This window comes from Halomonas sp. JB37 (assembly GCF_002332255.1).
Taxonomy (GTDB): domain Bacteria; phylum Pseudomonadota; class Gammaproteobacteria; order Pseudomonadales; family Halomonadaceae; genus Vreelandella; species Vreelandella casei.
This window is the reverse complement of record NZ_NRGW01000001.1, coordinates 1,030,796-1,046,945: the sequence shown is the minus strand read 5'-3', so window position 1 is coordinate 1,046,945 and position 16,150 is coordinate 1,030,796. Positions and strand designations below refer to the sequence as shown.

Sequence of the window (16,150 nt, the reverse complement as noted above, 5' to 3'; positions counted from 1 at the left end):
GGAACCAACAATGACAATGTCACAGACTATCGGCTTTATTGGCACAGGCATTATGGGCGCGCCTATGGCGGCACGCTTGGCTAAAGCGGGGCACAGAGTGCGTGTTTGGAATCGCACGAAAAACAAAGCCGAAAGCTTAGAATCAACGGGCGCCAGCATCGTCGAAACGCCTATAGACGCCGTGAGCGGCAGCGATGTGGTGATCGTCATGCTCAGCTCAGGGCCTGTTTGCGATGACATTTTGTTAGGTACCAATGGCCTGCTTCAATCCATGCGGCCGGGCGCGACCTTAATCGTCATGAGCTCCATTCCCGTCGATACTGCGCGTCGCCAAGCGGCAGAAGCCGCCACCTATCAGGTCCACTATTTAGACGCACCGGTGTCCGGGGGTGAGCAAGGCGCCATCGATGGCAGCCTGGCGATTATGGCAGGAGGTGACGCCGCCGCCTTTAAAGCTGTCGAACACATCCTCTTATCGCTCGGCCGGCCGGTACACGTGGGCCCCGCTGGCAGCGGTGAGCTGGTTAAGCTGGCGAATCAGATGATTGTGGCCAATACCATCGCTACGGTGGCAGAAGCCATATTACTTGCCGAACGCGGCGGCGCTGACCCGGCGCAGATGCTGTTGGCACTGGAAGGCGGCTTTGCCGACTCAACAATTCTCAAGATCCACGGCAAGCGCATGGTACAAGAAAATTTCTCCCCAGGCGGCCCGTCAAAGTGGCAGTTAAAAGATACCCAAACGGCCATGGCATTAGCCGAAGAGCTGCGACTTAAGCTGCCGGTATCGTCATTGGTCAATGGGCTTTATGAAGAGCTCGTCGCTCAAGGCGATGGCGAGTTGGATCATAGCACCTTGATACGCCAACTCAGACGACACAATGAGTAACCGAACCTGCCAATAACAATTTTTTGAAGAGCCATCTCGCGAAGAACTACATGTGAAGAACCTCATGTGAAGAATAATCGTATGGAGAATAATGACAATGAGTAAACAGTGCGACGTGCAGGCAATCATACAATTCAGCACTCAGCTATTGGCAGCCGCGGGCCTTGATGATGACAAAGCTCAGGCGGTAGCCGACATACTCGTGGAAGGCGACCTGATGGGCCATACCACCCATGGTCTCCAGCTGCTCTCCCCTTACCTAGGCGAGATTCAGTCAGGCCGGATGCCGGTCACCGGCGATTACGAGGTGATTTCCCAACGTGCCGCCGTGGAGACTTGGGACGGGCGCTATTTGCCTGGCCCCTGGCTGATCATCAAGGCCATGGAAACCGCCGAAGCGATGGCGCGTTCATGCGGCACGGGAACGGTTGTGATTCGACGCTCAAACCATATCGCTTGTTTGGCGGCGTATCTCAAGCGCGCTACCGATCGAGACCTGGTGGTCGTCATCGAATCCTCCGACCCGGCGACAAAATCCGTGGCCCCTTATGGCGGTTTAGCCGCCACCCATACGCCCAACCCCATCGCCGTGGGCTACCCCACCGATTCAGGCCCCGTTTTGCTGGATGTCAGCACGTCTATTACCACCAACGGCATGGTGGGCCGTCTTCACAAGCAGAACAGTCAACTGCCTTACCCGTGGCTGAAAGACCACCAGGGGAACGCGACGGATCAACCCGGTGTGCTGTTTGATGAACCCAAAGGCAGCATCATGCCCATCGGTGGGCTTGACCATGGCCACAAGGGTTATGCCCTAGGCCTTATGGTAGAAGCCTTGACGTCTGGATTAGCCGGGTTCGGCCGCGTGCAAGCGCCTACGCAATGGGGCGCCTCTGTCATGGTGCAAGTGATGGACCCAGCAGCCTTTGGTGGATTAGCAGCCTTCAAGCGCGAAACAGGGGCGCTGGCCGATGCTTGTCGCAGTAACCCCGTTGCCGAGGGCAGCCCTCCGGTACGCATCCCCGGAGAACGCGGGCTTGCCCTGCATAAACGCTACTCACAAGAGGGCGTGCCGCTACCAGACGGCGTATTCGAAGCGCTGTCTGAATGGTCGGAGCGACTGGGTGTCGCTTTTCCTGACGCACAGTAATGGCTACCACCGGCCTAACTCAAACGTACTGATCTAGTTCTGATGCACTGATCTTATTACAGGCACGTTGAAGCAACTGCTTAGAGGCGATTATGAAACAGGAACGCATAGGTTTTATTGGGCTCGGCTTAATGGGCAAGGAAATGGCCGGAAACATCGTACGTAACGGCTACCCGCTGAGCGTTATGGCTAACCGCAACCGCGCCCCCTTAGAGGCACTCTGTGCTGAAGGCGCGGTAGACGTCAGCAGTGCTTCGGAGATGGCCAAAAACAGTGACATTGTGTTTATCTGCGTCAAAACATCCGAACAGGTGAACGAGATCGTGACCGGCCCCGATGGACTACTCGCGGGTAGTCATGAAGGATTAATTATTGTCGACTGCTCTACCGCACACCCTGAGTCGACGGAACGCCTTGCCGAAAAAGTCGCGCAGCAAGGGGTCATGTTAGTGGATGCGCCGCTCGCGCGAACGCCTCGCGAGGCGCGTGAAGGCCGGCTCAATGTCATGCTGGGGGGCGACGATACCACGGTGGCGCGCCTCACTCCGGTGATTAAAAGCTTTGCCGAAAATATCTTCCACGTTGGCAAGGTGGGCTCTGCGCACAAGCTAAAGTTAATCAATAATTTCCTGTCGCTAGGTGCAGCGGCGCTGGTGAGCGAAGCCGCCACCATGGCCGCCGCCATGGATGTTCCCCAGCAAAAAATATTGGAAATCTGTTCTCAAGGCGGTGCTAACAGCGCCATGCTGGCGCCCGTAATGGAATGGGTACTGCAAAGAGAATGTACCAAACTGCAGTTCAGCCTCGGTAACGCTGATAAAGACATGCGCTATCTCGCTGAAACATTAACGTCTTATCAGCTAACGTCGAGTATGCTGCCGCCGCTTTGCGAGTTTCTTTCACAGGCGAAAAGCGACGTGGGGGAAGAAAGCTTCGTTCCTCAGGCTTACGACAGTTGCCTGCAGCGCAATGGCATCGCTGCAGGCAACTGACGCTACACTCACTAAATAAATGCGTCGGTCGTATCGCGATGGCCGTATAAAAAAGCATCAGCGACTTGGCGCAGCGGGGCTACATCCACCTCGCTACGCCCGTTTGCTACAAGATCTACAAAGTGCGCGTAAAGCCCGGGGTACTCACGTTCCTCGGCCTCAATAATCAGCTCATCATCAATTTCTAAACGACAGCCCCCCTGAGTGAGGCTCAAACGGCTGCCGTCGCTGTCGATATGAATATCCCAGATTTGCGGACCGGTTTGGCGAAAATCAAAATTCGCCTCAATTACCGCGCCGCGCGGGTCGGTGAAGGCTAACTCTGCAGCAATCGGAGTTTGAGCGTTACTGGGCACTAGCAGCTGCGCTTGGCGCAAGAAGAACGGCTGGGGCAGTATTTCAGTGGCTATTGAAAGCGCGTTAATACCGGGGTCAAACACGCCCATCCCACCCGGCTGCCAGATCCACGCCTGGCCTGGGTGCCACACCCGCACATCCTCTTTCCATTCGATCATAACGCGTTGCACCTGGCGCTCTGCCAGCCACTGTTTAGCCTGCGCCACGCCGGGCGCAAACCGCGAGTGCCAGGCCGCAAAGAGACTAACGCCCTGTTCGCCAGCGAATGTAATCAAGTGTTCCACTTCACTTAGCGTCGCCCCTGGCGGTTTCTCAAGCAGCACGTGTTTACCGCGCAGCAGCGCCGCACGTGCCTGGGAGTAACGCAGATGGGCCGGCGTGCAGATCGCCACGGCAGAAATCTCAGGGTGCGCGTCCAGCATGGCATCCAGGTTCGCATAGGACGGTACATCGTCTAGCGCTGCATGGGGGTCAGCCACGGCCGCGAGCCGACAGTTTGGCGTCGCAGCAATGGCCGGCAGATGCTGATCACGGGCAATTTTACCCACGCCAACCAAGCCGATGGTAACGTCAGACATATGCAGGCCTTATTTTGATGACAGAAGCTTAATTGAAAAAAACGGGTAAAAGAGCTCAAGGAGCCGTATGAGGTAGCTCAACGCTGCGCCCTAAGGAGCTAGCGCTATGCTCAAGCCCAAGCGCCTCTGCGGTGCCTGCCAATACGGCCTGTGCTGCTAGAAAAGCGTCGCGCGGGCGGCGCAGGCGAATACTTTCCATCAGTTGGCGGTGACGTTCAAGACTGTCTTCAGGGTCAGAGGCGCTCTGGTTAGACATCGACACCAGCAGATAGATGGAGGGCCGTAAAATATGTGACAGCTGTGCCCAGACGATATTGTGTGTGGCTTTAAAGATAGCCTCATGAAACGCGATATCACACTCGCTGTGCAGCCGACGTTCTTCTTCGCAGGTCGCGTTGCGCAAATTCTGCCCAAGCCCCTCAAAGGCTTCTTCAATAGCAACAAGGTCGCGGGCGGTGGCACGTTTGGCGGCGGTCATAGCCACGTAGGGCTCTACATCAAGACGAAAAGCGAGAATCTCACGCTGAATATCAGGGTTGGGCGCCGCGTAGCGGGTTAACCAGTCGGTTACCTGGGCATCAAGAATATGCCACTCTGAGTACTCACGCACTTTAGAGCCATGGCCAGAAATACGTTCGATAATTCCCGCATCCACCAGTTGGCGCAAGTCGCTACGCACCGCTGAGCGGTTGATAGCAAAACGTTCGCATAGATCTAGTTCACGCGGAACAAAGTCGCCAGGATGATAGTTACCGCCAAATATCTCTTCGGCGAGGTATTCAGCGATACTAGGGCGAGTCAGTGGCTTGCTAAGAGATAACGTCACTGCGATAGGTCCCTATTTCAATGGCTGCCAATCATAGCGTACTTGACCGGTCTGCCGTTATGGGCGAATCCAGCTGCAACGCCGCCCGCTGCCTCAGCTCTAACCGCCTTTCGTAAAGCCCCTTGGCCAGTAAAGTGCCGAGTACCAGGCCTCCCCCCAATAGCGCCACGGGGGCGGGCTGTTCTTTCAGAATCCACCAGGCCAACAGCGTGCCCAGCACCACTTCCAGCAACAGCAGCAGGCCCACTTCGGCCGAAGGAAGATACAGCGGCCCGCGCTGAAGCAGCGTTACACCGCAGGGCAAAATGATCAGGCACAGTAGAACCACCACCGAGAGCTGATTGACCGTGGGCAGCGTCGTTTCACTGCCCGCCAGCCAAAACAGCCCGGCAACGCTGCCGACAATAATACCGTTAAAGACCAGCATCGGACTCATGTCGACCCCTGGGCGCGTACGGCACAGGGTAAAGTTAATCGCCAGCGTCGACGCCGCCATTAGGGCAAACGCGTTGCCCACCCAGGAGCCAGCCCCCACGTCATCAAGCGCGATCATGGCAATACCGACCATGCACAGTGAAATGGCCAGCCATGTTCGTCCGGGCAAACGCTCTTTGAGGATGATCCAGGAGAGAACGGCGGCAATTAACGGCGCGCTGGCCAGTATCATCAATACGTTACCCGCCTTGGTATATTGATTGCCCAGCACGAAACCACAGCTCGTCAGACTAAACAGTAGCGCCACGGCAATACCGGTCCAGCCACAGCGCCGATAGGCCGCCAGCGTGCCGCGACCGTAGCGCATTAACGCGATAAGCAGAAAGCCCAACGCCGAAAGAAAGCCGCGCCACATTAGGATCTCGGCATCGGGAAGATCAGCCACCTTAATCAGCAAAGCATCGGGCGCCATGATGATCGCACCGCCACCGGTCAACAGCAGACCCTGCTGACGATGCGATAAGTTATTAAACCGGCTCATCGAGTACCTGTCCTTTTAGTGGCTCATCCTTTAGTAGCTAATCTTTTAGTAGCTAGTCCTTAAAAACATCGCGCTTTTAATGATTGTCTCTAGGCGGATGCAGACGGGCAACATCGCGGTACTTGGTTGCGGGTTCCAGCGTCATGCCGCGGTCCAGCGGCTCAATCATGCTGCGCTGAATCTCTTGCCAAGGCGTTTGATGGCCTGGGTAGCGATAACCGCCCTGCTGGGCTAAACGCTCACGGCGTGCGTCCAGCTCAGCGGGCTCAATCAGCAGCTGCACCTCGCCACGTTTGAGATCAACCCGCATCCGGTCGCCACTTTCAAGCAGCGCTAAACCACCGCCGGTCGCGGCTTCAGGCGAGGCATTAAGAATGGAAGGTGAACCCGACGTGCCCGACTGGCGACCATCGCCCAAACACGGTAGTGATTCGATACCTTGTTTGATTAACGCCTCCGGTGGCTGCATGTTGACCACTTCGGCACCGCCAGGATGGCCCACCGGGCCTGCGCCGCGCATGACCAGGATAGTACGGGCGTCGATGCCTAATGCCGGGTCATCAATGCGGGCGTGATAATCCTCAGAGCCATCAAACACCGCCACCTTCCCTTCAAAGGCTTCAGGGTCGTTGGGGTCGTTTAGGAAACGCTCGCGAAAGTCACGGGAGATTACGCTGGTTTTCATCAGCGCCGAGTCAAACAGATTGCCCTTAAGATTAAGGAACCCGGCATGCTCGACCAGCGGGTCGGCGTAGCGGCAGATCACGTTAAGATCCTGCGTTTCTCGACCTTGAAGATTCTCACCAATAGAGCGGCCATTCACTGTCAGCGCCCCGCCGTGCAGCTTGCCGGCCACATTAAGCTCGTGCAGAACGGCGGGCACCCCGCCTGCGCGATAAAATTCTTCGCAGAGAAATACGCCAGCGGGCATGACGTTCGCCAGCAGCGGAATTTCATGCCCCAAACGCTGCCAGTCGTCATTATCTAGTTCAATGCCTGCATGGCGGGCAATGGCGTTAATGTGTACCGGCGCGTTGGACGAGCCGCCCAGTGCAGAACAGGCAACGATGGCGTTTTCGAACGCTTCGCGGGTCAGGATATCCAGTGGGCGCACGTCCTCCCAGACCATATCGACAATGCGCGTGCCGGTATCGTAGGACACCATTGCGCGCTCTTTATACGGCGCGGGAATTACCGCCGAGCCGGGCAGACTCATGCCCAGCACCTCAGCCATAGAGTTCATGGTGGACGCAGTGCCCATCGTATTGCAGTGGCCAATCGAAGGCGCTGAATCACTGGCGCGGGAAAGAAATTCCGCGTAGTCGATATCGCCTGCCGCCAGGCGTTTGCGCAGCTCCCAAATAATCGTTCCCGAGCCTACGCGCTCAGCCCCGCGCCAACCGTTAAGCATTGGCCCACCGGAAAGCACAATCGCGGGGATATTCACCGTCGCTGCCGCCATGAGCGCCGCGGGAGTCGTTTTATCGCAGCCGGTGGTTAATACCACACCGTCTAACGGGTAGCCGTGCAGAATCTCGACTAATCCCAGATAGGCAAGGTTGCGGTCTAGCGCGGCAGTAGGCCTGCGTACGTTTTCGTGAATGGGATGCATGGGGAATTCAAAAGGCACCCCGCCTGCCGCACGAATACCGTCTTTAACGCGCTTCACCAAATCAATGTGATGACGGTTGCAGGGGGTTAAATCAGAGCCCGATTGGCTGATGCCAATAATCGGCTTACCGCTGGTTAACTCATCCAGCGTGATGCCGTAATTAAGATAGCGTTCAATACAGAGCGCTGTGGTGCCCGGATGATCGGGATTATCAAACCAGTAGCGTGAACGCAACTGTTCAGACGTAATACGATGAGAACTGGCCATGGTGTCACTCCACGCCTAAAGTGAAGAAATAAGAAAATAATGCCGTGACGTTACGCTGTCTTACCCCCAGCGTCGATACATACAAAAGTCTATGTTGAACATATGCGAAAAAAGTCCCACATTAACCTCCAGTGTTTGCGGTAGCGATACGCTCTTAAGGTCTATGTTTAGAGCTATTTCTTTTAGGGCCATTTCTTTAGGGCTATTCCTTTTAAGACTAGGCTCCTAAGTGACGGCATTCTGAACAATATGTCCGCCGGACGCGTATGGCCGCTTACGTAAAACAACAACAGTTATCGCTTTGCCGGTTTCTTGAAGTACGCCGCGCACAGCCATCAGCACCTCGCCAGGAGAACTAATACAATGCAACATTTCTGGAAGCGCACCCTGTTAGTGACCGGTGCCACCCTGCTCAGCTCAAGTATCGCTTACGCCCAAACGCCTGATTTGTCAGATCCGCCTGAAATTGAAGGCGCGGTGGTGGGTGACCACGGCAAGGTGACGATACGCATGGGGCTGGGGCTGGCAGAGACCTCGCCTCAATACATTTCTAGCCGTTATTTTGCGGACATTCTCGACCAGCGCAGCGAAGGGCGCATCAGCGTTAACCTGTTCCCTAACAGCCAGCTCGGCGATGACGTGCAGATGATGGAAATGCTGCAAACCGGCACGCTGGACATGACGTATCCTTCGTCTTCCCCCGCGACCGGCTACGTAGCAGAACTGGCCGTTTTCGATTTGCCTTTCTTGCTTCCGACGCGCGAAGCGGCCGTTGAAGCCATGCGCAGCGATGCTGCTCAAGAGATGCTCGATGCGTTTGATGGCACTGGCATTAAAGCCCTGGCCTTCGCTGAAAACGGCTTCCGTCAGCTCTCTAACAGCGCGCGGGAAGTCTCCTCGCCTGAAGACGTCGCAGGCTTAGACGTACGTGGTCTGTCGGTGCGTACCATGGAAAATCCGGTGCACCTGGCCATTTGGCAAGCGCTGGGCGCCAACCCTACCCCCATGGCTTTCGGTGAGCTTTTCTCTGCGATGGAACAGGGCGTCGTTGATGGCCAAGAAAACCCATGGAGCACCATTCTGACCTCCAACTTCTATGAGGTGCAGGATTACGGCTCGGAAACTCGTCACGTCTACACGCCGTTCATCCAGATGATGTCTCAGCGTACCTGGGATCGGCTCGACCCCGAGTATCAAGAGCTAGTACAGGAAGCCGCACTGCAGGCAGCCGATTATGAAATTCTGCTTTCTAGCGAATACGACGACTGGGCGCGCGACCAGCTTGAAGAGCGCGGCATGCAAGTCACGCGTCTTGATGACGAGCAGATTGCTGCTTTCCAAGAAGCCGTACAGCCGGTCTACGCCGAATGGGCACCGCGCATTGGTGAAGATTTAGTGGCTGAGTTCCAGCGTCTTGCTGAATCCTCTATGGCCGAATCGTCTACAGAAAAGTAAGCGTCCTTGACGGTAAGACCGACGCTAATGTTCGGTCTGCTATTGCAGGACCTCCTCTCAATAGACGTTCTATTGAGAGGTTAGGCAAGAGGCATAGGCCTCTTGCCTTTTCGTTACTCGCCACTTCGGAAAGCTCATGGACACACCCAATACTCCAATTCCTGATACCGCGGCATATTTTGATGATCCCCAACGCCAACCGCTGGAAATTGAACCCGAGCAGCGTCGCGGCCCGGCGATATTTCGCTGGCTGACTCAGGCGATGGAACATGTGATTGCCACCTTGCTGGTCGCCTTGATCATTTCCGTATCAGCGAATGTCGTCGGCCGCGCGGTGTTCAACCGATCGCTGCCCTGGGCCGATGAGCTGGCGCGAATGCTGTTTATCTGGCTGATATTTATCGGTGCCGCCGCGGCCTTTGCCCGCTATGAACATATTGCAGTTGATATTTTGGTCCGCAAACTAAAACCGCGGGCCGCCCATATGCTGTATTTATTCCAGCACGTGGTTATCACCGCGCTGATGGGCGTCATCATTTGGGGTGGATGCTTGGTGATAGCTCGCGCTTCAAGCCGCACCGCGATTCTCAATGTGCCCTGGAATATCATTAACGTTTCGCTAGTCCTTTGCGCCGTGTTTATTGCCGCCGTGTCTATCTGGCGCGCCTGGCAGAGCGTGCAACAAATTCGCTCGCCTAGCGTTACTATCACGCCTGCTGGAGATCACTAATCATGCTATGGATCTTTTTAGGCATTCTTTTCGCCTCCCTGGCACTTGGCCTGCCCATCGCATTTGGCCTAGGCATTGCCGCCGTCATTATGGCGCTACTGTCTGACATTCCGCTCTCGATCATGATTGAGCAGTCTATCCGGGGCGTTAACAGCTTCCCACTACTGGCTATTCCGTTCTTTATTCTGGTCGGTGAAGTAATGAGTAACGGCGGCATCGCCCGCCGCTTAATGGACCTAGCCGGTGCCTTAGTCGGCTTCGTACGCGGCGGTTTAGGCCAGGTCGCTATTACCGGTTCCATGTTCTTCGGCGGCATTAGCGGTTCAGCCGTGGCAGACACGGCAGCCACCGGCGCGATGATGATTCCGTCGATGACCAAACAGGGCTATACCGCACCTCAAGCAACCGCAATCAATACCGTTTCATCGGTTATCGGCATCATTATTCCGCCTTCTATCCCGTTGATTCTTTTCGGTATTGTTACCGAGACGTCAATTAGCCGCCTGTTTATTGCTGGCATTGTACCCGGCATATTGATTGCGGCCGGCCTGATGACGACAACCTTTATCATGGCGACCATTGGCCATGCTGGCCAAACCCGTAAGTTCCGTCTTGATGTGCTCTGGGAAGCTTTTAAAGCAGCATGGCTGGCGCTGGTGCTACCCGTGATCGTGATTGGCGGCATTATCGGCGGCGTATTCACCGCCACCGAAGCGGCCGTTGCGGCGCTGCTTTACTCACTGTTTATCTCGCTGATCGTGTATCGCGAATTCAAGATAACTGAGCTGTGGGGAATGCTCATCCGTACCGCCCGTTTGACCGGTATGGTGCTGCTGTTACTGGCGTTTGCCACCGTTATTGCCTGGTTTTTAACCATTAATATGGTGCCGCAAACACTGGTCACTCAGGTACAGGCGATCACACAAGATCCTTTCCTACTGCTGCTGATAGTGGCGGGCCTACTGCTGCTGGTGGGGTTTGTAATGGATCTAACGCCAGCAATGGTCATCATGGCGCCCATGCTAACGCCCATCGTTACCTCGGTAGGCGTTGATCCGGTGTATTTCGGCGTGCTGATGTCGTTCATTTTAGGCATTGGTCTTTTGACACCGCCGGTGGGCACTTGCCTTTATGTCGGCTGCGGCGTAGGTAAGGTTTCCATGGAACAACTTGTCAAAGCGATGCTGCCCTACTACGCCGCGCTGCTTGTAGTACTGGTTATCCTGATCGCCTTCCCCGGCATCGTGACGTGGCTGCCTGACCTGACTGCTGTGCGCGGTAATTAAGTATTTACGCCCAGTATTTACGCCCAGTATTTGCGCCCAATAAAATCAATAGCGACAAGGTGATCAGCACACCGATCACCTCACTACGTATTACGCTAGATCGACAATAATGCCCTTTAATAGGAGACCAGCATGACACTGCAAGGCACACTGCTTATCGGTCAACAGACCGTGACAGGCACACAGGATGAGATCCACGCTATCAATCCCGCTACCGGTGACGTACTTGAGCCAGGCTATCGTGGCGGCAGCCGTTCCGACGTGGAACAGGCCTGCAAACTTGCTGATGCGGCGTTTGATCAGTATCGCGAGACGTCACTTGAGACACGCGCACACTTCTTAGAAACCATTGCTGATGAAATTGAAGCCATTGGCGCCGACTTAACTGAGCGTGGTGTCGCCGAATCGGGCCTTCCTAAGGCTCGTCTTGAAGGCGAGCGTGGCCGTACCTGTGGCCAGCTACGGCTTTTCGCTGCTGTTGTACGCGCGGGAGAATGGCTGGATGTACGCCACGACCCTGCACTGCCAGAGCGCCAGCCGATGCCCCGCGCTGACCTGCGTCAGCGTCACATCCCGCTAGGCCCAGTGGCTGTTTTTGGCGCCAGCAACTTCCCCCTCGCGTTCAGCGTCGCGGGTGGCGATACCGCGTCTGCGCTAGCTGCAGGCTGCCCGGTGGTTGTTAAAGGCCATTCGGCACACCCTGGCACGTCCGAATTAGTGGGTCGCGCCATTCAGCGTGCGGTTGCTAAGTGCGAGTTGCCGGAAGGCGTCTTTTCGCTGCTGTTCGGTTCAGGCAAAGAGATTGGCCAGGCGCTAGTGGCCGACCCGCGCATCAAAGCCGTTGGGTTCACCGGTTCACGTAGCGGCGGCACTGCATTAATGGCCACCGCACAAGCACGCCCCGAGCCGATTCCTGTTTATGCTGAAATGAGCAGCATCAATCCCGTGTTCCTAATGCCAGAGGCATTGAAAGCTCGCGGCACTGCAATTGCAGAGAGTTTTGTGGCATCGCTAAACATGGGGGCAGGCCAGTTCTGCACGAACCCTGGTCTAGTCGTTGGCCTTAAAGGCGCTGACCTTGACGCCTTCGTAGCAACAGCGGGTGACGCGGTAAAAGCCAGCGCAGCCCAAACGATGCTGACACCCGGCATTCATGAGGCTTATCGAAGCGGTGTGAATGAGCTTTCGGGCAACGCTTGCGTTAACGAAGTCGCGCGTGGACAAACCAACGACGGCCCGCATAGCTGCCAAACTGCTTTATTTACCGCTAGCGCCCACGACTTCTTAACTCAAGAAGCGCTGCAGAGCGAAATCTTCGGATCTGCATCACTGGTGATTGAGTGCCGTGACAGCGATGAAATGCAGCGCGTGGCCGAGCAATTGGAAGGCCAATTGACCGCGACACTGCAGCTAGACGATGGCGACTTAGATGCCGCTAAACGCCTAATGCCCGCACTGGAACGTCGCGTGGGCCGTATTATGGCCAATGGCTGGCCGACCGGCGTGGAAGTGGGTCATGCGATGGTACATGGCGGCCCCTACCCGGCCACGTCTGACAGCCGGACGACGTCGGTGGGCAGTGCTGCGATTTATCGCTTCCTGCGCCCCGTCTGCTACCAAGACTTGCCAGCAGGCCTGCTGCCCGAAGCGCTGCGCGATAGCAATCCGTTTAACGTTTCACGCTTAATCGACGGCAAGCGTGAAAGCTAAGGGGTATCAGACAAGCGTCTTTTAAGCTGCATGTACGTGCCGTAGTGACGGTCGAGGTGGCGCCGCATGGCTGCCTCGGCCGCATCAGGGTCGCGTGATTCAATGGCATCAATGATCTCAGTGTGCGCAGCGGTCGCAGCCTTGTCTTCATCCTTTTGCTGCAACACATGAGCACGCCGATCATCTAGCCACTCGGAAAGCGCCACATGGATAGCATCAAAAATAGGGTTACGTCCGATACTCGCCAATACACCATGAAAGTCGTTATCAGAGCGCTTGAAGCGCGCTTCGTCACCAATAGCATCACGGTTGGCTTGTAAGGCTTCACGCAGCCGCGTCAGATCCTCATCGCTGGCGTGACGAGCGGCGTAGCGGGCTAGCGATATTTCAAACGTAGCCCGAGCTTCCTGGAAGTATTGCTGGCCAGCCGGCTTCGAAAGCAGCTGCCGTGTCACCCCCGAAAGCCTCGCCATCACCGCATCGGCCGTAGGGCGAATGACTCTGGCACGCGTGCCGCTGTTGATCGCAATCAATCCCAGCTGCTGCAAATGGAACAACGCTTCGCGCACCGCGGGTCTACCAACGCCAAACTGCTCCATCAGCTCTCTTTCTGAGGGCAACTGATCATTCTCGCTCAGCCGCCCCTCAAGAATCTCCGCCTCAAGCTGTTCAGCGACCTGTTCGGAAAGCGTTTTGCGCTCAATCCGGTATCTGCTCATAGGCAGTCGCTCCTCGTTAACCTGGAATTGGCCGCCATTTTACTGCATTTTTCGCCATTGTCTTTTCATTGAGCCTTTAATCAAGCCGAGATAGTGGCGTAATCCGGTGCCGCTCAGCCAGTTCGGCATAGGCTAATTGGTTGGCAACATCGAGTGGAACGCCCTGAGCATCGCGCTGCGCCTGGCAGCGCCATTCACGATCACCGGGTGCTAGTACTCTGGCATTTTTTGAGGCTGGCTGGGCGCGAAGGTCTTTCAAATACGCGGCCAGCCCTTGAGCAAAGGTGCCTTCATCAACAAAGGCATCGGGCTTTATGGCTAGAAAGAAATGCCCGACACCCCGCGGCGTTGCCATATCCGGCCCGCCCATCGGCAATAACCTGAAGCCATGCTGCATGCCCGACAGCATCGAACTCAGCACTTCGACCATGCCGCCTAGGCCGGCACCTTTAAAGCCGAAATCACTGCCGCCCAGCGGCAACAAGGCAGCGATATCAGCAGGTACGCGACTCACCTGACCGGCCGCATCTGCAGCGACTTGGTCGGGCAGCTGGCGGCCAATCGCGCCAAATTGCTGCACTCGGTTCCAGGGGATCGAACTCGTGGCCATGTCCAATAGATACGGCGACTCACCCGCTACCGGCGCTGCAAAAGCGATGGGGTTGGTACCGTGAAAGGGCTTGGCACCATCGTGCAGAAGTACAAAGGGGTCTGAATTACAGAACGCCATACCAAGATAGCCGCGTTCAGCCGCGGCTAACGCATAGCACCCTGCCGCGCCGAAGTGCGATGAGTGCCCCACAGCGACAGCGCCTATTCCGACCTCATCAGCCATCGCCGTGGCGTGTTCCATCGCGGTATAACCCGCCAGATGACCAAGCCCGTCGTCAGCGTTTAAGCAGCCTGTGGCCGCTAAGCGGCGCTGAAACACCATGTTAGGCGCCCCTTTAATGCGCCCGCCTTGAAGCGCCTGCACATAGTGAGGCAATAGACGCAAACCGTGGCTATCGGTCCCCATGCGCGATGCGGTGACCAGCGCGCGGCTCACCGCCTGCGCCGAGGCTTGATTGGCGCCAACAGCGGCGAGTGTCGCCTGTATAAAACGAGCAAGATCCTCGTGGGTAACGCGAAAATCTAATGAGGTATCAGTCATTAATAAAATACTCCGGGTCTTAATAGCGGAGCTGGCATTCCGCCAGCTCCAGCGGTGCTTAGCGATATATCAGCGTGGGTAGCCACATAGAAATAGCCGGGATGAACGTCACCAATAGAAGGCAGATCACCAGGGGTATTAGGAACGGAATGGTGCCTCGCATGCAGCGCTCAAAGCTCACGTTAGAGACCCTGGAAAGCACGTAGAGCACCATGCCCACTGGTGGCGTTAATAGTCCGATCATCAGGTTAAGCACCATGATGACCCCGAAGTGGACAGGGTCTACCCCCACCGCAACGGCCATGGGCAACAGCACCGGGACTAAGATGGTGATCGCAGCGATCGTTTCCATAAAGCAGCCCACGATAATCAGCACGATATTGGCCATTACCAGAACGGCGAGCTTGCTATCGGCAAAGGGGCCCATTAAGGCGATCACATTCTGAGTCACCTGATTGCTGGTCAGTATCCAGGCGAAGATCGATGCCGAAGACACAATGAACAGAATAACCGCGGTGGTCTCGATGGTTTCCATGCTGACTTTAAGCAGTTTACGCCACGTCAACGTACGGTAAACCACGCCACCCAGGAGCAAGGCATAAAACACCGCGGCCACCGCGGCTTCAGTCGGTGTGAAGGCACCGGTGATAATACCGCCCACAATAATGACAGGTGTCAGCAACGATAAAAACGCCCGTTTGAAGGTATGGCCAAGAACCCGCATGGAGAAAATGGCATCGCGCTGATAGCCACGCCGCCTTGAGATGATGAAGATCATCAACATCAGCATGATGCCCATCAACAGGCCAGGGATCAGCCCTGCTGCGAACAGCTGGCCTACCGAGGCGGATGCCATAACCCCGTAAATCACCATCGGCAAGCTAGGCGGAATGATAGGCCCGATGGTCGAGGACGCCGCCGTAATTCCCACGGCGAACTCTTCATCGTATCCCGCATCCTTCATGGCTTTGACTTCAATCATGCCCAGGCCGCCTGCATCCGCTACGGCCGCGCCCGACATGCCCGAGAACACAATGCTAGCCCCCACATTGACATGGCCAAGGCCACCCCGCATCCAGCCCATCAGCGCCTTAGCGAAATTGAAAATACGCTCGGTAATGCCACCATTGTTCATTAGGCTGCCGGCAAAAATAAAAAACGGAATCGCCAGCAGCGGAAAGCTGTCAATGCCGTTAATCATGCGGTGTGCTATGACAATGCTGGGCACCTGGCCGGTGATTAAGACAAACATTAAGCAGGCGCCTGCCAAGCTAACCGCGATAGGCACGCCCAGCACCAGCATGGTAAACAGCGCAAAGAACAAAAAGCCAAGATCGTAGCCCATTAGCGGTAGAATCACGCAGCCCAGAATAGCCAGTGCCGCCAGCAGCGGAGACACTATCGGCTTTTGCCAACGCATCACAGAAAATCGGGACATGGGAGGCCTCTT

Annotated in this window: 14 protein-coding genes; 7 read left to right on the top strand and 7 right to left on the bottom strand. The window is 56.0% G+C overall.

All coding sequences use genetic code 11. From position 1 onward, the window contains the following. The first annotated feature begins 10 nt into the window (after positions 1–10). The 3 genes from CIK78_RS05020 to CIK78_RS05010 all read left to right on the top strand — a co-directional run bounded on the left by CIK78_RS05020 (position 11) and on the right by CIK78_RS05010 (position 3,031). Entirely contained in the window at positions 11–889 is an 879-nt protein-coding gene (locus CIK78_RS05020) for an NAD(P)-dependent oxidoreductase (RefSeq protein ID WP_096277824.1), read from the top strand. 97 nt (positions 890–986) lie between these two features. Then, positions 987–2,039, top strand: coding sequence for an Ldh family oxidoreductase (locus CIK78_RS05015; RefSeq protein ID WP_096277821.1), 1,053 nt, complete (start codon positions 987–989; stop codon positions 2,037–2,039). 92 nt (positions 2,040–2,131) lie between these two features. Continuing rightward, positions 2,132–3,031: an NAD(P)-dependent oxidoreductase gene (locus CIK78_RS05010; RefSeq protein ID WP_096277819.1), complete on the top strand. Its 900-nt coding sequence runs from the start codon at positions 2,132–2,134 to the stop codon at positions 3,029–3,031. Positions 3,032–3,042: 11 nt separating this feature from the next. On the opposite strand, the gene CIK78_RS05005 is transcribed toward CIK78_RS05010, so the two are convergent. The 4 genes from CIK78_RS05005 to CIK78_RS04990 form a co-directional block, all read right to left on the bottom strand. After that, positions 3,043–3,966 carry a Gfo/Idh/MocA family oxidoreductase gene (locus CIK78_RS05005; protein ID WP_096277817.1) on the bottom strand — a complete coding sequence of 308 codons (924 nt, stop codon included), beginning with the start codon at positions 3,964–3,966 and terminating at the stop codon, positions 3,043–3,045. Between the two features lie 55 nt (positions 3,967–4,021). Then, positions 4,022–4,792: an FCD domain-containing protein gene (locus tag CIK78_RS05000; protein WP_096277815.1), complete on the bottom strand. Its 771-nt coding sequence runs from the start codon at positions 4,790–4,792 to the stop codon at positions 4,022–4,024. Between the two features lie 31 nt (positions 4,793–4,823). Continuing rightward, a complete protein-coding gene (locus CIK78_RS04995; protein WP_096277813.1) occupies positions 4,824–5,768 on the bottom strand; it encodes a DMT family transporter in 945 nt (314 codons plus the stop codon). A 76-nt stretch (positions 5,769–5,844) separates the two neighbouring features. Then, on the bottom strand, positions 5,845–7,647 hold the full coding sequence (locus CIK78_RS04990; protein WP_096277811.1) for an IlvD/Edd family dehydratase: 1,803 nt from the start codon (positions 7,645–7,647) through the stop codon (positions 5,845–5,847). 363 nt (positions 7,648–8,010) lie between these two features. On the opposite strand from CIK78_RS04990, the gene CIK78_RS04985 reads away from it, so the two are divergent. The 4 genes from CIK78_RS04985 to CIK78_RS04970 all read left to right on the top strand — a co-directional run bounded on the left by CIK78_RS04985 (position 8,011) and on the right by CIK78_RS04970 (position 12,828). Further along, positions 8,011–9,102, top strand: coding sequence for a TRAP transporter substrate-binding protein (locus CIK78_RS04985; RefSeq protein ID WP_096277809.1), 1,092 nt, complete (start codon positions 8,011–8,013; stop codon positions 9,100–9,102). 136 nt (positions 9,103–9,238) lie between these two features. Then, positions 9,239–9,832 (top strand): TRAP transporter small permease, encoded by a 594-nt coding sequence (locus CIK78_RS04980; RefSeq protein ID WP_096277806.1) that lies wholly within the window; start codon positions 9,239–9,241, stop codon positions 9,830–9,832. A 2-nt stretch (positions 9,833–9,834) separates the two neighbouring features. Beyond that, the gene (locus CIK78_RS04975; RefSeq protein WP_096277804.1) at positions 9,835–11,118 is read left to right on the top strand and encodes a TRAP transporter large permease; all 1,284 of its coding nucleotides are present in this window, start codon (positions 9,835–9,837) and stop codon (positions 11,116–11,118) included. Positions 11,119–11,250: 132 nt separating this feature from the next. Further along, the gene (locus CIK78_RS04970; protein WP_096277802.1) at positions 11,251–12,828 is read left to right on the top strand and encodes an aldehyde dehydrogenase (NADP(+)); all 1,578 of its coding nucleotides are present in this window, start codon (positions 11,251–11,253) and stop codon (positions 12,826–12,828) included. Here the strand turns inward: CIK78_RS04970 and nanR are convergent. The 3 genes from nanR to CIK78_RS04955 all read right to left on the bottom strand — a co-directional run bounded on the left by nanR (position 12,825) and on the right by CIK78_RS04955 (position 16,138). Then, on the bottom strand, positions 12,825–13,547 hold the full coding sequence (nanR, locus tag CIK78_RS04965) for a transcriptional regulator NanR (protein WP_096277800.1): 723 nt from the start codon (positions 13,545–13,547) through the stop codon (positions 12,825–12,827). The genes CIK78_RS04970 and nanR overlap by 4 nt on opposite strands. A 76-nt stretch (positions 13,548–13,623) precedes the next feature. Further along, positions 13,624–14,700, bottom strand: coding sequence for an Ldh family oxidoreductase (locus CIK78_RS04960; protein ID WP_096277797.1), 1,077 nt, complete (start codon positions 14,698–14,700; stop codon positions 13,624–13,626). A gap of 58 nt (positions 14,701–14,758) precedes the next feature. Further along, on the bottom strand, positions 14,759–16,138 hold the full coding sequence (locus tag CIK78_RS04955) for a TRAP transporter large permease (protein WP_096277795.1): 1,380 nt from the start codon (positions 16,136–16,138) through the stop codon (positions 14,759–14,761). Between the last annotated feature and the right edge of the window lie 12 nt (positions 16,139–16,150).